The organism is Streptomyces sp. NPDC101166 (assembly GCF_044768125.1).
GTDB lineage: Bacteria > Actinomycetota > Actinomycetes > Streptomycetales > Streptomycetaceae > Streptomyces.
This window is the reverse complement of the sequence record NZ_JBIWPF010000004.1, coordinates 355,220-379,622: the sequence shown is the minus strand read 5'-3', so window position 1 is coordinate 379,622 and position 24,403 is coordinate 355,220. Positions and strand designations below refer to the sequence as shown.

General features: G+C 73.7%; 23 protein-coding genes. 14 read left to right on the top strand and 9 right to left on the bottom strand.

Translation table 11 applies throughout. From position 1 onward, the window contains the following. Positions 1-41: 41 nt before the first annotated feature. From rhaS to ACIRS4_RS10535, 7 genes are all read left to right on the top strand, one after another. On the top strand, positions 42-1,124 hold the full coding sequence (gene rhaS, locus ACIRS4_RS10565) for a rhamnose ABC transporter substrate-binding protein (protein ID WP_404192902.1): 1,083 nt from the start codon (positions 42-44) through the stop codon (positions 1,122-1,124). Positions 1,125-1,141: 17 nt separating this feature from the next. Beyond that, a complete protein-coding gene (locus ACIRS4_RS10560; protein ID WP_404192900.1) occupies positions 1,142-1,462 on the top strand; it encodes an L-rhamnose mutarotase in 321 nt (106 codons plus the stop codon). Between the two features lie 17 nt (positions 1,463-1,479). Further along, on the top strand, positions 1,480-2,904 hold the full coding sequence (locus ACIRS4_RS10555; RefSeq protein WP_404192897.1) for a BNR repeat-containing protein: 1,425 nt from the start codon (positions 1,480-1,482) through the stop codon (positions 2,902-2,904). An 87-nt stretch (positions 2,905-2,991) separates the two neighbouring features. Further along, positions 2,992-4,011 (top strand): LacI family DNA-binding transcriptional regulator, encoded by a 1,020-nt coding sequence (locus ACIRS4_RS10550; RefSeq protein ID WP_404192894.1) that lies wholly within the window; start codon positions 2,992-2,994, stop codon positions 4,009-4,011. A gap of 126 nt (positions 4,012-4,137) precedes the next feature. Next, positions 4,138-5,439: an alpha/beta fold hydrolase gene (locus tag ACIRS4_RS10545; RefSeq protein ID WP_404192891.1), complete on the top strand. Its 1,302-nt coding sequence runs from the start codon at positions 4,138-4,140 to the stop codon at positions 5,437-5,439. Positions 5,440-5,448: 9 nt separating this feature from the next. Beyond that, on the top strand, positions 5,449-6,192 hold the full coding sequence (locus tag ACIRS4_RS10540; RefSeq protein WP_404192888.1) for a PIG-L deacetylase family protein: 744 nt from the start codon (positions 5,449-5,451) through the stop codon (positions 6,190-6,192). Between the two features lie 211 nt (positions 6,193-6,403). Next, positions 6,404-7,237 (top strand): pentapeptide repeat-containing protein, encoded by an 834-nt coding sequence (locus tag ACIRS4_RS10535; protein WP_404192885.1) that lies wholly within the window; start codon positions 6,404-6,406, stop codon positions 7,235-7,237. Here ACIRS4_RS10535 and ACIRS4_RS10530 read toward each other — a convergent pair. Beyond that, positions 7,199-8,758 carry a cytochrome P450 gene (locus ACIRS4_RS10530; protein ID WP_404192883.1) on the bottom strand — a complete coding sequence of 520 codons (1,560 nt, stop codon included), beginning with the start codon at positions 8,756-8,758 and terminating at the stop codon, positions 7,199-7,201. The two genes, ACIRS4_RS10535 and ACIRS4_RS10530, sit on opposite strands and share 39 nt — an antisense overlap. Before the next feature lie 107 nt (positions 8,759-8,865). Here ACIRS4_RS10530 and ACIRS4_RS10525 point away from each other — a divergent pair, with 107 nt between their 5' ends. Then, complete coding sequence (locus ACIRS4_RS10525; RefSeq protein WP_404192881.1) at positions 8,866-9,498, top strand: TetR/AcrR family transcriptional regulator; 633 nt, start codon at positions 8,866-8,868, stop codon at positions 9,496-9,498. A gap of 119 nt (positions 9,499-9,617) precedes the next feature. Next, positions 9,618-10,340: a DUF2470 domain-containing protein gene (locus ACIRS4_RS10520; RefSeq protein ID WP_404192878.1), complete on the top strand. Its 723-nt coding sequence runs from the start codon at positions 9,618-9,620 to the stop codon at positions 10,338-10,340. 48 nt (positions 10,341-10,388) lie between these two features. Here ACIRS4_RS10520 and ACIRS4_RS10515 read toward each other — a convergent pair whose 3' ends face one another. The 4 genes from ACIRS4_RS10515 to ACIRS4_RS10500 form a co-directional block, all read right to left on the bottom strand. Beyond that, positions 10,389-11,684 (bottom strand): aromatic acid exporter family protein, encoded by a 1,296-nt coding sequence (locus tag ACIRS4_RS10515; RefSeq protein ID WP_404192875.1) that lies wholly within the window; start codon positions 11,682-11,684, stop codon positions 10,389-10,391. A 96-nt stretch (positions 11,685-11,780) separates the two neighbouring features. After that, on the bottom strand, positions 11,781-12,275 hold the full coding sequence (locus ACIRS4_RS10510) for an FBP domain-containing protein (protein WP_404192872.1): 495 nt from the start codon (positions 12,273-12,275) through the stop codon (positions 11,781-11,783). Positions 12,276-12,465: 190 nt separating this feature from the next. Beyond that, the gene (locus ACIRS4_RS10505; RefSeq protein ID WP_404192869.1) at positions 12,466-13,134 is read right to left on the bottom strand and encodes a PAS domain S-box protein; all 669 of its coding nucleotides are present in this window, start codon (positions 13,132-13,134) and stop codon (positions 12,466-12,468) included. A gap of 170 nt (positions 13,135-13,304) precedes the next feature. Continuing rightward, complete coding sequence (locus ACIRS4_RS10500; RefSeq protein WP_404192866.1) at positions 13,305-13,901, bottom strand: HD domain-containing protein; 597 nt, start codon at positions 13,899-13,901, stop codon at positions 13,305-13,307. A gap of 155 nt (positions 13,902-14,056) precedes the next feature. Here ACIRS4_RS10500 and ACIRS4_RS10495 point away from each other — a divergent pair, with 155 nt between their 5' ends. The 3 genes from ACIRS4_RS10495 to ACIRS4_RS10485 are packed head-to-tail and all read left to right on the top strand — an operon-like array spanning position 14,057 to position 18,568. After that, positions 14,057-17,266 (top strand): bifunctional cytochrome P450/NADPH--P450 reductase, encoded by a 3,210-nt coding sequence (locus ACIRS4_RS10495; RefSeq protein WP_404192864.1) that lies wholly within the window; start codon positions 14,057-14,059, stop codon positions 17,264-17,266. A gap of 22 nt (positions 17,267-17,288) precedes the next feature. Further along, positions 17,289-18,245: a phosphotransferase family protein gene (locus ACIRS4_RS10490; protein ID WP_404192862.1), complete on the top strand. Its 957-nt coding sequence runs from the start codon at positions 17,289-17,291 to the stop codon at positions 18,243-18,245. A gap of 59 nt (positions 18,246-18,304) precedes the next feature. Then, the gene (locus ACIRS4_RS10485; RefSeq protein ID WP_404192859.1) at positions 18,305-18,568 is read left to right on the top strand and encodes a hypothetical protein; all 264 of its coding nucleotides are present in this window, start codon (positions 18,305-18,307) and stop codon (positions 18,566-18,568) included. Positions 18,569-18,642: 74 nt separating this feature from the next. Here ACIRS4_RS10485 and ACIRS4_RS10480 read toward each other — a convergent pair whose 3' ends face one another. The 4 genes from ACIRS4_RS10480 to ACIRS4_RS10465 all read right to left on the bottom strand — a co-directional run bounded on the left by ACIRS4_RS10480 (position 18,643) and on the right by ACIRS4_RS10465 (position 23,062). After that, positions 18,643-19,662: an SDR family oxidoreductase gene (locus ACIRS4_RS10480; protein WP_404193110.1), complete on the bottom strand. Its 1,020-nt coding sequence runs from the start codon at positions 19,660-19,662 to the stop codon at positions 18,643-18,645. Positions 19,663-20,006: 344 nt separating this feature from the next. Continuing rightward, positions 20,007-21,176: an aromatic acid exporter family protein gene (locus ACIRS4_RS10475; protein ID WP_404192857.1), complete on the bottom strand. Its 1,170-nt coding sequence runs from the start codon at positions 21,174-21,176 to the stop codon at positions 20,007-20,009. A 35-nt stretch (positions 21,177-21,211) separates the two neighbouring features. Further along, positions 21,212-21,868: an HAD family hydrolase gene (locus tag ACIRS4_RS10470; protein WP_404192854.1), complete on the bottom strand. Its 657-nt coding sequence runs from the start codon at positions 21,866-21,868 to the stop codon at positions 21,212-21,214. A 156-nt stretch (positions 21,869-22,024) separates the two neighbouring features. Next, entirely contained in the window at positions 22,025-23,062 is a 1,038-nt protein-coding gene (locus ACIRS4_RS10465) for a PHP domain-containing protein (protein WP_404192851.1), read from the bottom strand. Positions 23,063-23,217: 155 nt separating this feature from the next. On the opposite strand from ACIRS4_RS10465, the gene ACIRS4_RS10460 reads away from it, so the two are divergent. Both ACIRS4_RS10460 and ACIRS4_RS10455 read left to right on the top strand, forming a co-directional pair. Further along, the gene (locus ACIRS4_RS10460) at positions 23,218-24,027 is read left to right on the top strand and encodes an SDR family oxidoreductase (RefSeq protein ID WP_404192849.1); all 810 of its coding nucleotides are present in this window, start codon (positions 23,218-23,220) and stop codon (positions 24,025-24,027) included. Between the two features lie 130 nt (positions 24,028-24,157). Then, positions 24,158-24,394: a hypothetical protein gene (locus tag ACIRS4_RS10455; RefSeq protein WP_403809764.1), complete on the top strand. Its 237-nt coding sequence runs from the start codon at positions 24,158-24,160 to the stop codon at positions 24,392-24,394. The last annotated feature ends 9 nt before the right edge of the window (positions 24,395-24,403 follow it).

Below are 24,403 nucleotides of genomic sequence, written 5' to 3'. Positions count from 1 at the left end.
GAACCCCGCTCACCTCCGCTCCCTCCCGTAAAGGACCCACCATGCGCAAGTCATCCCTCCCTCGTGCCTGCGCGGCCCTCGCCGCCGTCTCCTCGCTCGCGCTCGCCGCCACCGCCTGCGGCGGCACCACCAAGGAGGACGTGAAGAACGAGAGCACCGGCGCCGCCGTCTCCGCCGGCAAGGCCGACCCGAACGCGGCGACCAAGAAGGGCCTGACCGTCGGCTTCCTGCCCAAGCAGGTCAACAACCCGTACTTCACCTCCGCCGACAAGGGCGGCGAGGCGGCCCTGAAGGAGCTGGGATCCGGTTACAAGGAGGTGGGCCCGTCCAGCGCGACGGACACCTCCGGGCAGGTGTCGTACGTCAACACGCTCACCCAGCAGCGGGTCGACGCGATGGCCGTGTCCGCGCAGGACCCGGGCGCCCTGTGCACCGCGCTCAAGCAGGCCATGAGCAGCGGCATCAAGGTCGTCACCTACGACTCCGACACCAACCCCGGGTGCCGCAACGCGTTCGTCTCGCAGGCGTCCGCCGAGGACCTCGGCCGCACCGAGGTGCAACTGCTCGCCCAGCAGATCGGCTACAAGGGCGAGATCGCGATCCTGTCGGCCGCGCAGACGGCGACGAACCAGAACGTGTGGATCGACTACATGAAGAAGGAGCTCCAGGACCCGAAGTACAAGGACATGAAGCTCGTCAAGATCGCGTACGGCAACGACGACGCCCAGCAGTCCTTCCAGCAGACCCAGGGCCTGCTCCAAGAGCACCCGAACCTGAAGGGGATCATCTCCCCGACCACCGTCGGCATCAAGGCCGCGGCCCAGTACCTGTCGGGCTCCAAGTACAAGGGCAAGGTCAAGCTGACCGGCCTGGGCACCCCCGACGACATGCGCAAGTACGTCAAGAACGGCACCGTCGACGCGTTCGAGCTGTGGGACCCGGCGAAGCTCGGCGCGCTGGCCGCGCAGACGGCCGTGGCGCTGGTCTCCGGCCAGATCACCGGCAAGGAGGGCGAGACCTTCAAGGCCGGCACGACCTCGTACACCATCGGCAAGGACGGCGTGATCAGCCTCGGCAAGCCCACCGTCTTCGACGCCAAGAACATCGACCAGTTCAACTTCTAGGAAGGCGACGGCACTTCATGCAGCGCGTCTGCTTCCTGCTCAAGGTCCGCCAGGACAGGATCGCCGAGTACCGCGAACGTCACGCCGCCGTGTGGCCCGAGATGCTCCAGGCGCTCTCGGCCACCGGCTGGCGCAACTACTCGCTCTTCCTGCGCGAGGACGGACTGCTGGTCGGCTATCTGGAGACGGAGGACTTCCGGGCGGCGCTGGCCGGCATGGAGGCCGCCGAGGTCAACGCCCGCTGGCAGGCCGAGATGGCGCCGTTCTTCGAATCCCTCGACGGCTCCCGCCCGGACGAGGCCATGAAACCGCTCACCGAGGTCTTCCACCTCGCCTGACGACGAAGGTCCCCGCGATGAACCGACGTACCCTGCTCGGCGCCGCCCTCGCCGGGGCCGTGGCGGCCCCCGCCCTGGCCGCCGGCACCGCCCGGGCCGCCGACCCGGGCCCCTCCCTCACCCGCATCGGCACCACCACCCTCGACGGCCAGGCCCTCTTCTTCGTCTCCTACGACGGACTGGTCAACAACAACTCCTTCCAGAAGAACGGGCTGTTGACGTACAAGGGCTACCAGTACGCCGTCTGGTACACCGCCGACCGCAACGCGGTCGTCGGCCGCCGGGTGCTCGGCGGCACCACCTGGTCCACCGTCAAGGTCGGCCACACCCTGCGCTACGACGACTCCCACAACGTCATCTCCATGGGCGTCTCCAAGGCCGACGGCCGGCTCCACCTCACCATGGACTCGCACAGCGACGGCTTCACGTACGTCAAGTCGGCCGCCGGGCTGATGGACGACCCCGCGGGGCTGAGCTGGACCGCGAGCCGCTTCGGCGCACCGCAGTCCACCCTCGACGGCCTCGCCCTCACCTCCCAGTTCACCTACCCGCAGTTCGTCTCCACGCCCGAGGGCAGACTCCAGCTCAGCTACCGCGTCGCGGTCTCCGGGAACGGCCGCAACGCGCTCGCCGAGTACGACGGCGCCAAGTGGACGAACCTGGGCGAGTGGTCGAGCTCCACCGGCACCTACACCAGCGAGCACGGCTCCAGCACCGCCCGCAACATGTACCTGCACGGCATCGACTACGGCGTCGGCGGCAGGCTGCACGCCCTCTTCACCTGGCGCGAGCAGAACGGCGCCGTGATGTGCTCCGGCGGCGGCATCACCAACCACGACACCGGCTACGTCTACTCCGACGACCGGGGCCGCACCTGGCGCAACGACGCCGGCACGGTCGTCGGCGTCACCGGCGGCGCCGACAAGGTGGCCGTCACCGACGCGGGCCTGGTCGTGGACCCGCTGAACCCGGACCACTCCCTGATGAACCAGGAGAGCCAGTTCACCGACTCCGCCGGTCGGCCGCACGGCATCATCTCCTACGTCCCCGGCCGCTTCGGCCAGTGCACGACGAACTACGTCGCCGACCGCACCGCGAGCGGGCGCGCCTTCCACCTCCGCAAGGACGCCTCGGGCGGCTGGCGCAAGACGGAGATACCCGTCCCGCTCGGCTCCAGCCAGCGCACCAAGCTGGTCCTGGACCGGTACGACAACGCCTACGCGATCTTCCCGTTCGGGCGGATCGCCGGCGCGTCCAAGGCCTCCGGGTACACCGACTGGAAGCTGCTCTTCGACGGCGCCGGCCTCAACGCCTTCGGCGAGGTCGTCGTCGACGAGACCCGCGTCGCGAAGGACGGCGTCCTGTCCTTCATGTACCAGGAGAAGTCGACCGGGACCACCCCTTCGGCGCTCCACGTGGCCGACTTCCGGCTGCCCGCCTGACCGGTCGGGAGCGCGGCGGGAGGACGGTACTGTGAAGGCCTTCCCGCCGCACCCGCTCGCTTTCCTTCCCCTGGAGGTCCCCGCCTGATGGCCCAGTCGGTGGGTATCAAGGACGTCGCCCGTGCCGCCGGAGTCTCCGTCGGCACGGTCTCCAACGTCATCAACCGCCCGGACACCGTCGCGACCGAGACCCGGGCCCGGGTGCTCTCCGCGATAGACCGGCTCGGCTATGTGCGCAGCGAGTCCGCCCGCCAACTGCGCGCCGGCCGCAGCCGGATCATGGGGCTGCTCGTCCTCGACATGGGAAACCCCTTCTTCGTGGACGTCGCGCGCGGGGCCGAGCGGGCCGCCCGGCGTTCGGGGCTCGGCGTGATGGTCTGCAACAGCGCCGAGAGCGTCGGCGAGGAAGCCGAGTACCTCTCCCTCTTCGCCGAGCAGCGCGTGCGGGGCGTGCTGCTCACCCCGGCCGACGCCACCGGCCGCAACATCGACTCCTTCCGCCGGCACGGCATCCCCTTCGTGCTGGTCGACCGGGTCTCCGAGGGCACCACCGAATGCTCGGTCTCCGTCGACGACGTCGCCGGCGGCGCGCTCGCCGTACGGCACCTCGTCGACGCCGGGCACCGCTCGATCGCGTACGTCAGCGGCCCGCCCGGCTTCAACCAGGTCCGCGACCGCCGCACCGGCGCGCTCGCCGCCCTCGCCGAAGCCGGCCTCGGCCCCGAGCACCTGCGCGAGCTGCCCACCGAGCGGCTCGACGTCGCCGCCGGCCGGGACGCGGGCGCCCGCCTGCTCGGCCTCGCCGACCGCCCGACCGCCGTGTTCTGCGCCAACGACCTGCTCGCCCTGGGCGTGCTGCAAGCCATGTACGCGGCGGGCGTCAACGTCCCCGACGACCTGGCCATCGTCGGCTACGACGACATCGAGTTCGCGGCCGCCGCCGCCGTTCCCCTGACCTCGGTCCGCCAGCCCGCCGTCACCATGGGCGCCCTGGCCGCCGAGATGCTCCTGGAGGAGACCGAGGAGGACGGGAGCGGTCACGAACACCGCCGGGTCGTGCTGCAGCCCGAGCTGGTCGTCCGCCGCTCCAGCCTCTCGGCCCGCTGACCGGCCGTTCAGCAGCGGTGTTCGCGCCGTTTCGGCGGCGGCCGGTGATCCCTGGGCTCCGGCGACGCCCGGCGGTGTGCTGAACTGGGTCGCGGCCAGACACACCGAGCGTCCCTGGAGCCCCTGTTGTCCCACCGCTACCGTCAGCCCGGCGTCGTCCTCACCGACCGCCGCTTCACCGTGCCCCTCGACCACGCCGACCCGGACGGGGAGACGATCGGGCTGTACGCCCGCGAGGTCGTCGCGAGCGACAAGGAACACCAGGACCTGCCGTGGCTGCTGTACCTCCAGGGCGGCCCCGGCTTCGGCGCCGACCGCTCCGTCGGCAAGCCGGGCTGGCTCGGCCGCGCGCTGAAGGAGTTCCGCGTGCTCCTCCTGGACCAGCGCGGCACCGGCCACTCCAGCCCCGTCAACCGCCAGACGCTCCCGCTGCGCGGCGGCCCCGCCGAACAGGCCGACCACCTCACCCGCTTCCGCGCCGACTCCATCGTCCGCGACTGCGAGCTGGTCCGCCGCGAGGTCACCGGTGGCGCCCCCTGGACCGTCCTCGGGCAGAGCTACGGCGGCTTCTGCGCCGTCACCTACCTGTCCTTCGCCCCCGAGGGCCTGGCCGCCGCCCTGATCACCGGCGGGCTGCCCTCCCTGGACGCCCACGCCGACGAGGTCTACCGGGCCGCGTACCCGCGCATGGAGCGCAAGACCGCCGCGCACTACGCCCGCTACCCCCAGGACGTCGAACGCGCCCGCCGGATCGCCGACCACCTCCTCACCCACGAGGTGACCCTCCCGGGCGGCTACCGGCTGACCGTCGAGGCCTTCCAGACCCTCGGCTCCCTCCTCGGCGGCAGTGAGGGCAGCCACCGTCTGCACCACCTCCTGGAGGACGCCTTCGTCCCCACCCCGCAGGGCCCGGAGCTGTCCGACGCGTTCCAGGAACAGCTCCAGGGCCTGCTGTCGTACGCGAGCCACCCCCTGTACGCCCTCGTCCACGAGTCGATCTACGGGCAGGACAGCCGGCCCACCGCCTGGGCGGCGGAGCGGGTGCGCGCGGAGTTCCCGCAGTTCGACGCGGCGAAGGCGCTCGCCGGCGACGGCCCGCTGCCGCTCACCGGCGAGACCGTCCACCCCTGGCTGTTCGACGTCGACCCCGCGCTGCGCCCGCTGCGCGAGACCGCCGGCCTGCTCGCCGCCCGCACCGACTGGACGCCCCTGTACGACACGGCGCGCCTCGCCGCCAACGAGGTCCCGGTGGCCGCGGCGATCTACCACGACGACCTGTACGTCGACACCGCGCACTCCCTGCGGACGGCCCGCGCGGTGCGCGGCCTGCGCACCTGGGTCACCGACGAGTTCGAACACGACGGCGTCCGCGCCGGCGGACCCCGCGTCCTGGACCGCCTCCTCGCCCTGGCACGCGACGAGGTCTAGTGTGCGGACATGACCGAGCCGACGACCGTCCAGCTCAAGCCCATGCCCGAGGACTGGCGGCGCGCGCTCGCCGTCGTCGCGCACCCGGACGACCTGGAGTACGGGTGCTCCGCGGCGATCGCCGCCTGGACCGACGCCGGCCGTGAGGTCGCCTATGTGCTGGCGACCCGCGGCGAGGCGGGCATCGACACCGTCCCGCCCGCCGAGTGCGGCCCGCTGCGCGAGCGCGAGCAGCGGGCGAGCGCCGCCGTCGTCGGCGTCACCGCCGTCGACTTCCTCGACCACCGGGACGGCGTGATCGAGTACGGCACCGCGCTGCGCCGCGACATCGCCGCCGCGATCCGCCGGCACCGCCCCGAGCTGGTCATCACGCTGAACCACCGTGACACGTGGGGCGGCATCGCGTGGAACACCCCCGACCACGTCGCCGTCGGCCGCGCCACGCTCGACGCGGCCGGCGACGCCGGGAACCGCTGGATCTTCCCCGACCTCGTCGAGCAGGGCCTCGAACCCTGGAACGGCGTCCGCTGGGTCGCGGTGGCGGGCTCCGCGTCCCCCACCCACGCCGTCGACGCCGCACCGGGCCTGGACCGCGCCGTGGCCTCCCTGCTGGAACACCGCTCCTACATCAAGGCGCTGACCGACGAGGACGCGGAAACCTACGCCCGCAACTTCCTCACGGAAGTGGCCCAGTCGGTGGGCGAGCGCTTCCACAACCGCCCAGCGGTGGCCTTCGAACTGTTCCCCCGCTGACCGGCGCCGCAGGAAAGGGCGGCGAGGGTGCTGAGTGGCGGGGTGCGGCGGTGCCGGTGAGGGAGCGCGGGGAACTGCGCGACCGGCCACGACGGCGGGTCGGCGGACGACGGCGCTTCGGCGCGCGCCGGCGAGGGCATGGCGTCGCGCGGGGGGCGGCAGCACCGGCGCGGGCGGCGCTGCCGGAACCGCCTCTTATAGAGTCGGGCGAATGCGAGAAGACACGGCGCCCGGCGCACACCTCCGCGGCGACTGCGCCAACTGCTTCGGCCTGTGCTGCGTAGCCCTGCCGTTCGCCCGCTCCTCGGACTTCGCGCTCGACAAGGACGCCGGCAAGCCCTGCCCCAACCTCGCCGAGGACCACCGCTGCGGGATCCACGACCGCCTGCGGCAGAAGGGTTTCACCGGCTGCACGGTCTACGACTGCTTCGGCGCGGGGCAGAAGGTCTCCCAGGTCACCTTCGGCGGCCGGGACTGGCGCACGGGCGGGCGCGAGCAGATCCGCCGTATGACCGAGACGTTCCCCGTGGTCCGGCAGCTCCACGAGCTGCTGTGGTACCTGACCGAGGCGCTCGCCCACCCGGCGGCCCGCCCCGTGCACGGCGAACTGCGCGCCCTGCTGACGACGATCGACGACCTCACCCGGCTGTCGCCCGAGGAACTGGCCGTCCTCGACGTCCCCGCACACCGGCAGGACGTCAACGTGCTGCTGCTGAGGACCAGCGAGCTGGCGCGTGCCGGCATACCCGGGCGGGCCGGGCGGGAACGCCGGGGCGCCGATCTGATGGGCGCCCGCCTCAAGGGCGCCGACCTGCGCGGGGCGAACCTGCGCGGCGCCTGTCTGATAGCCGCCGATCTCACCTCCGCCGACCTGCGCGGCGCGGACCTCATAGGCGCCGACCTGCGGGACACCGACCTGACGGACGCCGATCTGACCGACGCGCTCTTCCTGACCCAGCCGCAGGTCGACGCGGCCCGGGGGAGCGCCGGCACCAGGCTGCCGGGGTCACTCGCCCGGCCCGCCCACTGGACCGGGCGGCCCTGACACGACGGGCCGGGGCGCGGACCGCCGATCCAGCCGCAGCCGCAGTCCCTCCGGCATCAGCGTCAGCCGCTCGGTGACCCGCAGCCGGTAGTCCGGGTCGGGCAGCAGCTCGTAGCGGCGCAGCAGCAGCCCCAGCACGAGCGTGGCCTCGTGCAGCGCGAACTGCCGTCCGATGCAGGCCCGGGCCCCGGTCCCGAACGGCTTGTAGGTGTGCGGGGCACGCGCGCGGACCGCCCCGGCGTCGAAGCGGTCCGGGTCGAACCGTTCGGCGTCCTCGCCCCAGACCTCGGGGTCGCGGTGCAGCATCGGCGTCAGCACCAGCGCCCAGCCGCCGCGCCGCATCGGATGCTCCCCGGCGAGCACGGTGTCCTCGCGGGCCTCCCGCGCGAACGCGGGCGCCGTGGGCCACAGCCGCAGCGACTCGTCCAACACCCGGCGGACGTAACGGAGTTTGGCGACCTGGTCGTAGCCGGGCACCGGGGCGTCGCCCCACACCCGGTCCACCTCGGCGCGGGCGCGGGCGGCGACGTCGGGGTGGCGGGCGAGGTAGTACAGGGCGAAGGAGAGCGCGCCGGAGGTGGTCTCATGGCCGGCGACGAGGAAGGTGACGACCTGCCGACGCACGTTGCGCGTGGAGAGGTGTTCGCCGGTCTCGGGGTGCGCGGTCTGCAGCATCCGGTCCAGCAGGTCACCGCCGCCGGGACCGCTGTCGCGGCGGGCCCGCACCAAGTCGTCGACGGTGCGGTCGAGATAGGCGATGTCCGCCTCGTTGCGGCGCGTGGCCCCTCTCAACAGCCTGGGAGAGGGCACGGTGTTGAGCCGCTGGGCGTAACTGAGCGCGCCCACCATCGCCGTCACGAACGGATGCGGGCGGGAGCGTTCGAAGGAGCCGAAGTCGTGCCCGAAGCCGGTGCGGGCGATCGTCTCCAGGGTCAGCTTGGTCATGTCGCCCGGCACGTCGACGAGTCGGCCCGCGTCGAGTGCGCGGTCCCAGTGGCCGGTGAGCCGTTCCGCCACGTCCAGCATCATGGGGTGGTAGGCCGCCATGGCCTCCCGGCTGAACCCCGGGGCGAGCACGTCGTGCGCCAACTGCCAGTTGGGCTCGTGGTTGTACGCCGTGAACAGCGCGTCGCCCGCCAGCGGCCGCAGGTTGGCGACGCCCAGCCCCACATGCTTGGCGAACCGCTTCTCGTCCGCCATGTCGGCGGCATAGCGTGCGCCCCACACGAACACGAACTCCCGGCCGAAGGCACGGCGCCGGAAGACCGGCCCGAGCCGGCGGGCGTGCCGCATCGAGTCCTGCAGCGGTGTGCGCAGGCTCGCGCCGATCACGTCACCGAGCAGCGGGAGCCGGTAGGGCGGATGCGGGAGGCGGTCCAGCTCGGGCCACCCCAGTTCGGCGCCGCGGAACCCCGTCGGCGGAGCGCCCCCGGCCGGCCCGGCCCCGGCCGGCCCGGCCCCGGCCGGCCCGCCCCCGGTCGGCCCGGCCCCGCCGGTCACCCCTGCTGTCGTCTCCGCCATGACGCGATCTCCCTTGATCCAGCGGCAGGTCGAGCGTGTTGTACGTGAGTTCAATAGCGCGCTCAGTGTCGTCCCGCCGCTGAACCGGCGTCAAGTAAAGTGCGGACATGGCCGCCAACCAGGGGCAGCGCGCACGGCGTCGGCTCAGCACCGAGGAGCGCAGGGAACAGCTCCTGTCGGTCGGCGCGCGCCTGTTCTCGGAGAGCCCCTACGACGAGGTGTGGATCGAGCAGGTGGCCGAGATCGCCGGGGTCTCGCGGGGCCTGCTCTACCACTACTTCCCGACCAAGCGGGACTTCTTCGCGGCGGTCGTCGAGCGGGAGAGCGAGCGCATGCTGCGTCTGACGGCGGCGGTGCCCGGCGTCCCCGTCCGCGAGCAGCTGGCCGCCGGCCTCGACGCCTACCTGGAGTACGTCCGCGCCCACGCCCACGGCTACCGCGCCTTCCATCGCGCGGACGCGGCGGGCGACCTGGCGGTGCGCCGCGTCTACCGGCGCGCCCTGGCCGCGCAGGAGGAGCAGATCCTGACGGCGCTCGCCGCCGATCCCGAGTTCGGGCCGCTCTTCGGGGAGCGGCCGGACGTGCGGCTGGCGGTGCGGGGCTGGCTCGCCTTCATCACGGCGGTGTGCCTGGAGTGGCTGCGCGGGGAGTCACAGGGGCCGTCGCCGTCGCCGTCGCCCTCGCGTGAGCAGGTGCGGGAGCTGTGCGCGCGGGCGCTGCTCGGGGTCATCGCGGACTGAGATGAGGGACGGTTGCGGGGTGGGCGTCGCAGGGCTCCGAGGAGGCCCCGAGGCCCCCCTGGTTGGCGTACGCCCGGATCTCCGATAGCTTAGGCAAGCCTTACCTAAGGAGGTTCGGGATGGGTGACAGCCACAGCTGGGCCGCGGCGCCCGCCACGGCCGAGCGGGTCCGGTCGGTGCTCGCCGCCTCGTGGTCCTGCACGGTGACCGCGGACGGCGGACGCGAGGAGTTCGTCGGCGCGCACACCGTCGACGAGGACGGACGGGTCCTGCTGCGGCCGCCCGAGGACAGCGCCCTGCTCACGGCGGCGATCTGCGCGCCGCGCGGCGAGCCGTCCGCCGTGCTGGAGTTCGCCGACGTCGCACCCGTTCCCGTCCGCAGCCGGATCCGCGCCCGGCTCTGGCTGGCCGGCTGGTTCGCTCCCGACGGCGACCGGCTCGCCTTCCACGCCACCCGCGTCGTACTGAAGCAGTCCTCGGGGGCGGTCGTCGTCGACCTCGACGAGTTCGCCGCGGCCGCGCCCGACCCGCTCGCCACCGCCGAGTCCCACCTGCTCACGCATCTCGCGGACGCGCACCCGGACGCCGTCGAACGGCTCACCCGGCTCGTCGGCAGCGACAGCCTGCACGGCGTCGTCCGCGTCCAGCCGCTCGCCGTCGACCGGCACGGACTGACGCTGCGCATCGAGCGGACCCGCGCCCACGGCGACGTACGACTGCCCTTCCACGCGCCCGCCGACGACCTGGGCCAGCTCACCGAGCGCCTGCACGCCCTGCTCGGCCAGGCCGCCGCCGCGTGCCCGCGCGCCCTTCAGTGGCAGCGCACGGACGGCGACGGGTGACGCGAACGGCTCACCACGGGCGCGGTACGCCGTCCGGGAGGGCGCCGGTCATTCGGGGCGCTGTGCCGCGTTCGTCCGGGTCCGCCGCAGGCGGTCGGGGACGCGCAGCACGCGGTGCAGCCGGTCCTGGGCCCGGTACAGCCACGGCATGCGGCCGCGCTGCTCGCGGGTGGCGCGGTCGAGTTCCTCCAGCAGCCGGCGGGAGCGGTGCTCGGTGTCGAGCTCGTCGAGGATGCGGTTCACCTCGGTCAGCACCGCGCCGTGCAGCTGCCACTGCCGGGCGTCCTGCTGGAGCTGCTCGAGGAGGAGCTGGGCGAGCTTGTCGCGGGTGGCGGCGGCCTGCCGCAGCTCGGCCGTCAGACGGGCCTCGGCGGCGTCCGCGTTCGCGCTGACCTGGGTGGTGACCAGCACGGCGAAGCTGACCACGGCGTCGGCGATCTCCGCCAGCAGCCGCTCCAGGGCGGCGCCCGTCTCGGGCGGGAAGAGCGGCTCCGGCTCCGCGTCGGGCGCGGTGAAGGGGTCGGGCTCGCGTTCCTTGGCCAGGTCGGTGAGGGTGCGGGCCAGCACCCGCAGCACGACCGTGCAGATCTCCAGCGTGTCCAGGCCCGTGCGCAGCACCACCCGGTGCAGCACGCCCTCCCGCACCCGGGGGTTCAGCCGCAGACTGTCCTCGGCCTGCCGCAGGGCTGCGTCCACCTCGACGATGTCGTGGTCGAGCCGGCGCGCCTCGTGCAGCCGGGCGGCGGCCTCCTCGGCGGGCGTACGGCCGGCGGCCTGCTCTCCCACGCGCAGCATCAACTGTCGTACGCCGCGCGCCAGTCCTTCGATCGACTGGCCGGCCTCCTCCACCCACACCGGAGGCGGCAGCAGGAGGTTGATCGCGAGGCCGACGACGGCGCCGATCAGCGTCTCCAGCACCCGCGCCCACGCGGTGTTCCCGATGGTGGTCACGCCCAGCACCAGCATGGCGCTGATCGCCACCTCCTGGACGTACTCCTCGACCCGCACCAGATGCCCGACGGCCAGCGAGGCCACGATCACCAGCGCGAGGCTCCACCAGGTCAGCCCGACCAGCAGGCTGAAGGCGATGGCCACCAGCACGCCCGCCACCACGGCGTTGACGCGCCGCACCCCGTTGGTGAGCGTCGCGAACAGGGTGACCTGGACGACGAGCAGCGCCGTGAGCGGCGCGGTGAGGGGGGCCGGCTCAGGGCTGAGCCGGAGTGCGATGACGTAGGCGATCGTCGCCGCGGCGGCGGACCGCAGGGCCCTGACGACCACGGGTTCCCGATGGCGCTTGACGAACCGTGCGAGCGGCGCGGTGCGCTCACGTACTTCTTCCATCCTTTGGCCAGTTCCCGTTCCTCACGTACCTCGAACGTCTCTTCGGCGACCTGATGGGGGCGGGCGCCGAAAGGATCCGGCCGCGCGGGCCGGACGTCAGACGTCCAGCTTGTCGAGGAAGGCGGAGAGGTTCGCGGTCGTGCGCGCGATCTGCTCCTCCAGCGTGAGGCTCTCCTCGAACCGGCGGCCGCCGTCCGGGATGCGCTTGCCCCGCACGTAGAGGGAGCAGGCCAGGTCGGTGCACATGTACAGGCCCACCGAGTTGCCCTCACGGCCCGCGGCGCCGGCTTTGCGCGCGGTCATCAGCGAGACGCCGCCGCCGGGGTGGGTGGTCAGGCACAGCGAACACATGCTGCGGTGCAGGAAGCCGCGCTGGGCGGCCGGGAAGCGCAGCGTGAGGCCGACGAGCCGCCCGCGCCGCTCGGTGACCAGATAACTCCGGTCGGGAGCGCCGGGATCGCGCCACCCCAGGAAGTCCAGGTCCTCCCACGGCCGCTCGCCGAGATCCCGCGGCACGGCCAGCCGCTTGGCCTCCCCCTTGGAACAGTTGACGAACGACCCGCGGATGTCACGCTCGCTGAGCGACTTCATGGGGGAGCCTCCTGGACGCCGGAACCGGCGATCGATACCGCCCTAGCCTAGGAAGGCTAGGTTTTCGTGAAGCATATGTAGGCTAGAGATTAGAGAACCAGTGAATTTACATAACCCCCATACCCGCGCGATCGCCAGGCCGGGGGCGCCGGCGGGCGCGGCTGCCGACGGGGGAGGGGGGCGGTGCTTCCTACGTCGGCTCCGTCGTCCCCTTGGCTGCGGCCGGGGGCCAGACGCCCGGGGTCAGTACGCCCAACGCATAGGCGCGGGCGACCAGTTCGGTCCGGTTCGCCGCGTTCCAGCGGGTGGACAGGCGGCGCAGGTGGTACGTCACGCCGTCCGGGGTGAGCCCGGTGTCCCGGGCGGCTCGGGCGGTCGTCGCGCCGCCGGCGAGCAGGGCCAGGATGCGGGCCTCCGTCGGGGTGGCGGGGGAGGCGGAGGGCTCGGGCGGGGGCTCGCGGTCGCCGAGGACGCGCAGCATGACCAGAAGGGCCGGCGTCGCGTCGACGGTGTCGCTCACCGGGTCCGCCGTCAGCTCACCGTGGCGTTCCACGCCGTCGGGGCCGGGCCAGCGCACCGACACCTGGTAGCGCGACCGGTGCCGCAGGCGCAGGGCCTCGGCGATGCGGTCCACCTGCGTCGCCTCCTCGGGGCGGAACAGGTCGAGCACGTCCCGCCCCCGAAGCCGCCCCGGCGACGTGCCGCACTCCGCCGCCATCGCCGGATTGGCGAGCAGCACAGCACCGTACACATCACACACCGCGACCGGCACCGCGACCCGGTCGAACAAGGTCAGCGCCCGATTACGCCAGACAACGGCCTCCCGCCCACCCTGACCCGTCCCGTGCGTCCCGCTCACCCGTGCATCCCGTCCCGCGAGCTATGTCCGCGCCGCGAACTCCGTCGACCCCCTGCATCCCGTTCACTCCGTGTCCCCTCGACGCCGCACCCGCCGTTCCCGTCCGCACCGCCGAGCCGGCCGTGCGGACCCGTACGCGTCCCGCTCACTCCGCCGCCCCACCCTGGCCCTCAGCCGTGCACAGCGTGACCCGCCTGCCAGGCCAGTCTGCGGTCCGCGCCCTCGCCGACCTCGGTCAGGAACTCATCCAGCGCCATGAACTCCTCCCAGGCCGGACGCCCGCTCACGCGTGACAGCTCCGCGACGACCAGGTCCTCCAGCTCCGGCACGCGCTTGTTCTTCCACACCTTGTCGGCCAGGCTCACCAGCAGGTCTTCGACGGCGGCGCCCGCGGCCCAGGCGGCGTGGCAGGCGGCGAAGCGGGCCAGTTCGGGGTGGACACCGCGACTCAGGAGCAGTTCCCGGCCGGCCGGCTCGTGCAGTGCGCCCGGGCCGGACAGCTCGGCCGGGTGTACGACCTTGCCCACGTCGTGCGTGGCTGCGCCGAACAGCACCGCCTCCCGGTCCAGGGGCAGCCCCGGGCAGCGGTCGCCCGCCCAGTCGACCAGCACCGCGGCGACGTCGTGCACGGCTCTCAGGTGGGCGACGAGCCGCGGTGGTGCGCCCACGTCGCCGAGCAGCCCGGCGACATCCGCGGGCAGCGGTCGCAGCGGTGGGTCGGACGTCTCGTCCAAGGCGATCGACAGCACATGTGCGGCGGTGGTCATCGGCCCAGCCTAATAACCGCCGGCGTGACGGTTTCGCAAGGCCTCGGGCGGGGTTTTCACTGCACGATCGTGTAGTGGCGGGGTGCGGGGGCCGCGGGGAAGTGGATCACGCTGTTGTGCGGTACGTCCGTACAGTGAAAGGCAGTTGTCGCGCCATGCCCCCCACCGCGCTGCACCCGCACGCCGTCGACGCCCCCGCGGGCGTCCCCGTCGTCGACATCTCGGCCACCGGCCCCGGCCTCACCCCCGTCCAGCAGGTCATGGACCTCATGCGGGAGCACGGCTCGGTGCTGGTGCGCAGGCTGCACGGGCGGGACACCCTGTTCGTCTCCGACCTCGACCTGGTCGCCGAGCTCTCCGACGAGCAGCGCTTCGCCAAGGCCGTCGGGCCCGCCCTGGAGAACGTCCGCGAGTTCGCCTCCGACGGCCTGTTCACCGCCTACAACGACGAGCCCAACTGGTCGAAGGCGCACGACATCCTGATGCCGGCGTTCGCGCTCGGCTCGATGCGCACGTACCACCCGGTGATGCTGAAGGTCGCCCGCAGGCTCATCGACGCCTGGGACGGCGCCGCCCGCTCCGGGCAGCCGGTCGACGTGCCCGACGACATGACCCGGATGACCCTCGACACCATCGGGCTGGCCGGATTCGGCTACGACTTCGGGTCCTTCGAGCGGGACGAACCGCACCCCTTCGTCGAGTCGATGGTCCGCTGCCTGGAGTGGAGCATGACCCGCCTCGCCCGCGTCCCGGGCCGGGACTACACGGCCGCCGACGCCGCCTTCCGCGACGACTCCGCCTATCTCGCCCAGGTCGTCGACGACGTCATCGCCGCCCGCACCGGCGCCGGCCCGCAGGCCGGCGCCGAGGACAGCGACGATCTGCTCGGGCTGATGCTCACCGCCCGCCACCCGGCCGACGGCGCCACCCTGGACCCCGTCAACATCCGCAACCAGGTCATCACCTTCCTCATCGCCGGCCACGAGACCACCTCCGGCGCGATGTCCTTCGCCCTGTACTACCTTGCCAAGCACCCCACCGCGCTGCGGCTCGTGCAGCGCGAGGTCGACGCCCTGTGGGGCGACACCGCCGACCCCGAGCCGACCTACGACGAGGTCGGACGGCTGGCCTACACCCGGCAGGTCCTCAACGAGGCGCTGCGGCTGTGGCCGACGGCCGCCGTCTTCAGCCGGCAGCCTCTCGAGGACACCGTGCTCGGCGGGCGCGTCCCGCTCAACGCCGGGCAGTCCGTCCTCGTCCTCGCGCCGATGCTGCACCGGCAGCCCGTCTGGGGCGACAACCCCGAGCTGTTCGACCCGTCGAGGTTCACGCCCGAGGCCGAGGCGGCCCGGCCCGTGCACGCGTTCAAGCCGTTCGGCACCGGTGAACGCGCCTGTATCGGACGGCAGTTCGCGCTGCACGAGGCGACCATGCTGCTGGCCATGCTGGTCCATCGCTACCGGCCGAACGACCACGCCGACTACCGGCTCACGGTGAAGGAGACCCTCACCCTCAAGCCCGAGGGCTTCACCCTCACCCTCACCCCGCGCACCCCCGCCGACCGGGTCCACCCCGAACTGCCGGGCACGGCACACGCCGAGGCCGACCGCACGACCGACACCGGCACGCTCCCGGCACGGGTGCGCCCCGGCACCGCCGCCCTGTTCCTGCACGGCAGCAACTACGGCACCTGCCGCGAGTTCGCCGCCCAACTCGCCGACGAAGCGGCCGGGATCGGCTGCGAGACCCAGGTCGCCGCACTGGACGAGTTCGCCGGCGGCCTGCCCACCGACCGGCCCGTCGTCATCACCGCCGCCTCCTACAACGGCCGCCCCACCGACGACGCCACCGCCTTCGCCGCCTGGCTGGAGGAGACCCACGACCTGTCCGACGTCAGCTACGCCGTCCTCGGCGTCGGCGACCGCAACTGGGCCGCCACCTACCAGCACGTCCCGACCCACGTCGACGAGCGCCTCACCGCACTCGGCGCCAGCCGCCTCACCGACCGCGCCGCCGCCGACGCCTCGGGCGATCTCCCCGGCGCCGTACGCGAGTTCACCGCCCGGCTGCGCACCGCCCTGCTGGAGCGGTACGGCGACCCGGAAGCCGCCGCCACCGCCCCGGGCGGCGAGGAGCCCACCGCCTCCTACGAGGTCCGCGCCCTCACCGGCGGCCCGCTCGACGCGCTCGCCGCACGCCACGGCCTCGTCCCGATGACGGTCACCGAGGCCCACGACCTGACCGCGCCCGGCTACCCGCGACGCAAGCGATTCCTGCGCATCGCCCTGCCCGAGGGGACCTCCTACCGGACCGCCGACCACCTCACCGTGCTCCCCGCCAACGCCCCGGCGCTCGTGGAGCGGGCCGCCGCCGCGTTCGGCGTCGACCTCGACACGGTCCTGGACATCCGCGCCACCCGCCCGCGCCGCGACGGCCTCGCCGTGGACCGGCCGTTGACGGTACGTCAACTGCTGACACACCACGTCGAGTTGCAGGAGCGTCCGAACCCCACCCAGCGCGCGGCCCTCGCCGAGGCCAACCCCTGCCCGCCGGAGCGCGCGGCCCTCGCCGCCCTCGCCGAGGACGACCCGCGCACCCTCGTCGAACTGGTGGAGGAGCACCCGGCGCTGCGCGGCGCCCTCGACTGGGCAGGCCTGCTGGAGCTGTTGACGCCGCTGCGCCCCCGCCACTACTCCGTCTCCTCCTCGCCCGCCGTCGACCCCCGTCACGCCGACCTCATGGTCTCCCTGCTGGAGGGTCCCGCCCGGTCCGGCAACGGCGTCTACCGGGGCACCGGTTCGGGCCACCTCGCCGGACTCTCGGCCGGCGACACCGTGTACGCACGCGTCCAGCCCTGCCGGGAGGCGTTCCGTCTCGACGCCTTCGACCCGACGGCCCCGCCCGTGATCATGGTGGCGGCCGGCACCGGCCTCGCGCCCTTCCGCGGAGCCGTCGCCGACCGCGTCGCCGCCCTCGTGTCCGGCGTCCGACTCGCCCCGGCGCTCTGCTACTTCGGCTGCGACGCCCCCGACGCCGACTTCCTGCACGCCGAGGAGCTGCGCGCCGCCGAGACGGCCGGGGCTCTCTCCCTGCGCCCCGCGTTCAGCGCCGCCCCGGAGAACGGAGCGCTGTTCGTCCAGCACCGCATCGCCGCCGAGGGCGACGAGGTGTGGCGGCTCCTCACCGCCGGGGCGCGGGTGTACGTGTGCGGCGACGGGAGCCGGATGGCGCCCGGCGTGCGCGACGCGTTCCGTACCCTGTTCCGGGACCGCACGCCCGGTGCCGACGACACGGCGGCCGAGGCGTGGCTGAACGAGCTGATCGCCAACGGCCGGTACGTCGAGGACGTGTACGCCGCCGGCTGACGCGCGGAAGGGGTGGGCGCGAGTGACGGATTCCTGGGAACGGGCCCTGCGCAGCCTTCAGGCGGCAGGCATCCCGCCCGGCCGCCTCGCCCGCCTCCGCCCGCTCGACGGCGGCACCTACAACACCGTCGAGGAACTCCGCCTCACGGACGGTACGCGGTACGTCCTCAAGGTCGCGCCCACCGCGCCGGGCCTGCGCTACGAGCGCGAACTGCTGATCTCCGAGGCGGAGTTCTACCGCGCCGCGGCCCAGGCCGGTGTGGCGGCGCCGCGCGTGGTGACGCTCGACGGGCCGCACCTGCTGATGACGGCCTGCCCCGGCGCCCCCTGGGGCGACGACCTCACGGCGGCCGGGCGAAGGGACCTGCGCACCGAGTTGGGCCGTCAGGTGGCCCGCCTGCACGAGATCTGCGGACCCGGCTTCGGATACCCCTCCCAGGCCCTCGGGCCGCTCGCCCCGGACTGGCGCACGGCGTTCACCGCGATGCTCGACGCCATCCTCGCCGACGCCCGCGACCACCGGGCCCGGCTGCCCCGCCCCGCCGACGAGATCGCCGACGTGCTGCGGACCGCGTACGACGCGCTGGACGAGGTCGTCTCACCCCGTGCGGTCCACTTCGACCTGTGGTCCGGGAACATCCTGGTGGACCGCTCGGCGGGGGAGCCGCGCATAGGGGGCCTGATCGACGGCGAGCGCATGTTCTGGGGCGACCCGCTCGCCGAGTTCGTCTCCCTCGCGCTGCTGGGCGACATCCGCGAGGACGAGGCGTTCCTCGCGGGCTACCGGGAGGCGGGCGGCCGCGCCGTGTTCGACCGGCCCGCGTGTCTGCGGCTCGCCCTGTACCGCGCGTACCTCTACCTGATCATGCTCACGGAAACCGTGCCCCGGGAGGTCGACGAGGGCCGCGTCCGGTGGACCCAGGAGACCGTGGCCCCCCAGCTCCTCGCGGCCCTGCGGGAGATCGAGAGCGCGCGCTGAGGGTTTCGCCGGCCGGGGCGGAGGTACTCGCGGAGGGATCTACACGTGAGGAGGACGCAGTGGCCGACCACCGCCTCGAAGGACCCGGCGAGAACGGCGCACCCGTGCCGCGCGACCTGCCCGACCAGCAGGCCACGGCCGGCGAGGACCCCTGGGACGTCGCACCCGGCCGCTCGGACGGGACAGGGGACAGCGGCGGCGCCTCGGAGGAGGAGCCCGCCGACGTCCCCGACACGGACGAAGCGGGCACCGGCCCCCAGGGCGCTCCGGAACCGGCCACGGTCCACCCGGAACACCCCGTTCCGGAGGAACCGGCCGACTGAGCGACGCGTTCGGCGAGGGACTGGCCGACGGACCGCCGCCCACCTCCGAGGAGGCGGGCGGCGGTCCGTCGTCGTCACCCCACCTTCCGCCCCCGCAGGGGCTCCGTCGGTTCGCCCGCGCCGGCGCGCATACCGAGGACGAACTCCTCCAGCACCTCCGTCGCCGTGTGCTGCGGACGCCAGCCGAGCTCCACACGGGCCCGGGTGCAGTCCATCAGCGGGAGACGCAGGACCGCGTCGAACAGGTGCGGGGAGGCGGGCAGCAGGTGCAGGTTCCACGCTGCGGCGATGGCCGAGCGGGCCGCCGTACGGGGCAGCCGCACCGTACGGGCGTCGAACATCTGGCCGAGGAGTTCCGCGTCGACCGGCGGATCGGCCGCCAGATTGAATGCGCCGCGCACCTCGGTGAGCACCGCGAGCCGGTACGCCTCGGCCGCGTCGTCCGTGTGCAGGGCCTGGACGCGCAAGCCCGGCACGTCGGGCAGGAACGGCAGCAACTCGGGACGCGCGATCGGCCCCGGCAGGAAGCGCCCGCCGAAGATGCGGCGCTGCTCGCTGGCCGACTCCCGCTTCAGGAGGAACGCCGGCCGCATCCGCACCACCCGCACCTCCGGGCGGTCGCGCTCGAAGGTGTCCAGAGCCCGTTCCAGATAGGCCTTCTCACGGCAGTACGCGGCGTCCGGCCAGCCATGGGTCGGCCAGGACTCGTCCACGGCGCGGTCCTTGGGGCCGGGCGAGTACGCGCCCACCGACGACGCGTGCACCAGGACGGGCACCCCGGCCGCCGCCACCGCCTCGAAGACCCGCATGCTGCCCAGGACGTTCGTCCGCCACGTCAGCGCCGGATCGTGCGTCGGCTGGAAGGCCCAGGCCAGATGCACCACCGCGTCCGCGCCCTCGAACACCTCGGCCAGGGCGGCGGCGTCGGCCTCGCCGGAGCCGAGGTCGACCGTGGCCCACCGCGTCTTCGCGGGCGCCTGGCCGGGAACGCGCCGGGCCACCCCCACCACCGACGCGACCTGCGGATCCTGTGCCAGGTGCCGCACCACGCTCGTGCCGACGTTGCCGGTCGCGCCCGTGACGACGACCTTCATGCCAGACCCGTCGCTCACCGTCGTCTCCTCTCGCCCGCGCCGCCCGACCGGAGCGCCCGGCCGGCTGGAGCGACCCGAGTACCCACGCCGCGAGGGGCCAAGAGACCGGCCGGACATGCGAGAGCCCCGACCGGGACGGGGGAATCACGGTCGGGGCGGTTCGAAGGTGGGTGCGGACGGCGGTCGCCTCTCGGCGAAAGGCTCCACAGGGCTTCAGCCGAACGATCGTCCCTGTGGGCGAATGGTGAGGCCCGGGGACACTGTCCCGTCCGCACCCACGGTCTGTTCAACGGGGGACCGAGGGCCGGTGTTCCCCGAGTCGTCCCTGTTCGCGGTGATCCGCGTCACTCGCCCAGATGTTCCTTGCGGGCCCCCGGCAGCACCTCCGCCCACAGGTTCTCCGCCTGGAGCAGCAGCGACCCCAGCACGGCCGTGTGCGCCGCGCCCTGCCCGGCGTGGTCGCGCAGCGCCTCCTGCAGACGCTCGCGCAGCTCCGCCATCTCCGCGTCGCGGTCCTGCGCGTCGTCGCTCCCGCGATCCGGGGGACCCTCGCCCAGCAGCCGTCGCGCCTCGTTCTCGCACGCGTCGCCGATCAGCTCCAGCAGCCGGGAGTACACCCGCAGCGCCGCCGCCTCGGGCGGGGCCGGCGCCCGGTCGTCGTCGACCGCGACGACCAGGGTGCGGGTGAGGGCGGTGACATGGTCCGTGACCCGTTCCCAGCGGGCGTCCTCCGCCTCCGGCGGCACGTTCAGCGGCACCCGGTGCAGCACCCGCAGCGGACCGCCGGTCAGCCGCAGGCTCTCCCGGCACCAGCCGCGCGCCGCCCGCAGCCCGTCCCGGCGCCGCTCCAGCCGGGAGGCCGCACTGGACCAGCCGGCGGCCGTCGACTCGTCCCAGTCGCCGTCGCGCAGCCCCTCCGACACCGAGCGCAGCACCTCGCCCGCCTCCCGCGGCAGGCACGCCAGGTTCTCGCGCACGTCCCGCAGGTGCACCGGCGGCAGCACGAAGGCGTTCACCGCGACCCCGATCAGCGCACCGATGGCCGCCTGCTCCACCCGATGGCCCACCGCCGACACCGACACCGCGCCGGAAGCCACGGTGAACACCGCCGTCGTCGCCGCGTAGATGCCCTGATCGCCGAAGCGCGGCCAGTGCGACAGCAGCATCAGCAACGGCACCGACAGCGCGAGCGCGCCCAGCGTGTCGTCGGTCAGCGCCTGCGCCCCCGAGGCGAGCAGCGTTCCCGCGCAGATCGCCGCCAGCTGCTGGGCGGCCTGGCGCAGCGAGCCGTACACGGTGGCCTGCACCAGCACGATGGCCACCCAGGGCGCCATCAGCGCCATCGGGTCGCCCAGCCAGTCGCCCGCCACCAGCCAGGCGATCACCGCGGCCAGCGCCGCCTTGAGGGCCTGCACGATCAGGTCGCGTTCGCGTCCCGGCCCGCCCCAGGCCGCCCCGACCGCCCTGCGTACGCCGTCGACCTCGCGGCGTACGGACTCTCCCCAACGTGTCACGGGTACGTCCGTCCCGTGTGTCGTGACCCGGACGCTCATGCCAGCGGACTGTCCGCCAGAGAGGCCAGCAGGTGCTCGGGGTCGGCGTACACCGTCTGCGCGCCGGCCTCCTCCAGATCCGCGCGCGGAATGCCCCCGCACAGCACGCCCACGCACGTCACGCCGGCCTTGCTGCCCGCCCGCATGTCCCACACCGTGTCGCCGACGAGCACCGCCCGCTCGGGGGAGACCCCGACCAGCTCCAGCGCGTGCTCGACGGGCTCCGGGGCGGGCTTGCCCTCCTCGACGTCGTCCGCGCTCGCCGTGGCGGCGATCGCCTCGTCGGCGTCGATGGCACGGCGCAGCGCCGACAGCTCCGCGCCGCTCGCCGAGGTGGCGAGGACCACCGCCCAGCCGTCGCCGTGCAGCCGCTTCAGCAGCGCACCCGCGTCCTTCAGCTCGGGCAGCCGGTCGAAGTACTGCGCGTACAGGGCCTTGTGGGCGGCGCTCAGCTCGTCGGCCTCGCCTTCGTCCCGGTCGTCGCCGAGCAGATGGGCCACGAGGTCGGAGGACCCGAGCCCGATGGCCCGGTGCACGGCGTGCATGGGCACCCGGTGCCCGGCCTGGCGGAAGGCCTCCCACCAGGTGACGACGTGCAGGTGATTGGTGTCGACGAGGGTGCCGTCGACGTCGAAGACGGCGGCGCGTTCCATTCGTGGTCCTTTCTCCGGGCGGGCTCCGGCGGAGCCGTCGGCCCGGGTACCCAGGGCTCCCTGCGTCAAGCCCACACTGTGACTGTTCCGTGCCTGGTCGGTGCCGGTTCGCGGCGGACCGCCCGCTGCGGCTCGGACGTCCGCCGTCCCGGTGACTCAGGCGTCGGCCGATCCCGGCGGCGGGCGGCCGTCCCGCGTCCAGGCCAGCAGGGCGTCCAGCGGCCAGGTCGTCACCACGCGCTCCGGGGGGACCTCGCACTCCTCGGCCCGCGCGCAGCCGAGGATCTGCCAGTCCAGCTGGCCGGGGGCGTGGGCGTCGGTGTCGATGGACAGGAGCGCGCCCGACGCGACGGCGCGACGCAGCAGGCGGCGGGGCGGGTCGAGGCGCTCGGGGCGGCTGTTGATCTCCACGGCCGTGTTCGACTCGGCGCACGCCGCGAACACCTCGTCCGCGTCGAACTGCGACTCCGGCCGGCCGCGCCCCGTCACCAGCCGCCCGGTGCAGTGACCCAGCACGTCCGCGTGCGGATCACGGACCGCGTTCACCATGCGCCGGGTCATCGCCCGGGACTCCATGCGCAGCTTGGAGTGCACGGACACCACGACCACGTCGAGTCGCTCCAGCAGCTCCGGTTCCTGGTCGAGCGAGCCGTCGTCGAGGATGTCGCACTCGATGCCGGTCAGCAGCCGGAACGGCGCCCAGGTCGCGTTCAGCTCCTCCACCGCGTCCAGCTGGCGGCGCAGCCGCTCCGGCGACAGCCCGCGCGCCACCGTCAGACGCGGCGAGTGGTCGGTCAGCACCGCCCACTCGTGCCCCAGCGCGGCCGCCGCCCGGCCCATCTCCTCGATCGGGCTGCCGCCGTCGGACCAGTCGGAGTGCAGATGGCAGTCGCCGCGCACCAGCGCCCGCAGCCGTGCGCCGCCGTCCGTGAGCGGTGCGCCGACCTCGCCCTCCAGCCGCTCCAGATAGGCCGGCGTCCGCCCGTCGAGCGCCTCGCGCACCACCTGCGCGGTCTTCGGGCCGACGCCCTTGAGCTGCTCCAGCGTCCCCGCGGCCGCGCGCCGCTCGACCTCCCCGGCGGGCAGCCGCCGCAGCGCGCGGGCCGCGCCGCGGAAGGCCCGCACACGGTACGTCGGCGCGAGGGACCGCTCCAGCAGGAAAGCGATCCGCTCCAGAGCATCGACGGGATCCATCGCCACCTCCTCGCTCCCGGCTTCCCCGGCAGTCCCCAGACTTGCGCGACTCGGCCCGGCCCGCACCGCGGGCCCCGGCGGTTTGTCCCGTGCGCGCCCGGGTACTGCGGCCTCCCCAGCCGCGACGTCAGCGCGCGATCCCGAGGAGGCCGCCGATGACCGCTCCGACCGCACCGCGCCCCAGGGTGGCCCTGGTCACCGGCGCCGACTCCGGCATCGGCCGGGCCACCGCCGTACGCCTCGCCGAGGGCGGGACGGACGTCGGCATCACCTGGCACACCGACATCGAGGGCGCGGAGGAGACCGCGGAGGAGGTGCGGGCGCACGGCAGGCGGGCGGTGGTCGCCCAGATGGACCTGACCCGGCTGCCGGCCGCGGCCGGCGTCGTCGACGAACTCTGCGACCGGCTCGGCCGGGTCGACGTGCTCGTCAACAACGCCGGCACGGGCACCATGACCCCGTTCCTCGACCTCGAACTCGACGACGTCCGCCGGGTGCTGGACGTCGACCTGGTCGGGCCGTTCCTGTGCGGGCAGAAGGCGGCGCGGCACATGATCCGGCAGGGCGACGGCGGCCGGATCGTCAACGTCACCTCCGTCCACGAGCACCAGCCCCGGGTCGGCGCGGCCCCCTACTGCGCCGCCAAGGGCGGGCTCGGACTGCTCACCCAGGTGATGGCGCTGGAACTGGCCGAGTTCGGCATCACCGTCAACGCCGTCGCGCCCGGCGAGATCGCCACGCCGATGACCGGGCAGAAGGACGCCGACGTGCACACCGTCGACCGCCCCGGCGTCCCGCTGGGCCGCCCCGGCGACGCGCGCGAGGTCGCCGCCGTCATCGCCTTCCTGGCCGGACCCGACGCCTCCTACGTCACCGGCGCCTCGTGGAGCGTGGACGGCGGCATGCTGCGGATGGGGCCGCAGGCGGGATCCCATCTGGAGAGCGACGCATGGCGCCGCCCTTGAGCCGCGACGCCGGGGGCCCTCGCCGGACCGGGGGGCGAGGCCCGGGCGAGGGTCCGGGGCGCGGGGAGAAGCCCGGCCGGAGCGTGATCCAACACCTCACACCGGGCGGGGTCGCTCTACCCTCGATGTCATGACCGAAAGTGCGAGCCCTTACATCTCCCACCCGCGGGTGACGGTGCTCGGAGTGCAGCCGGGCAGGTCGCCGTTCCGCATCGTGGAAATCGACGGCGAGGTGGTCGGTGAGGCGAGGACCGTCACCGACGTCCTGCAGACAGCCGCCGCGTTCGGCGTCACGGTCCACGACCTGGACGACCCGGACGTGGTGCGGTGGGTCGGCGGCGACCGCTACACCTGGTCGCCGCGCTGACCCCCGGCG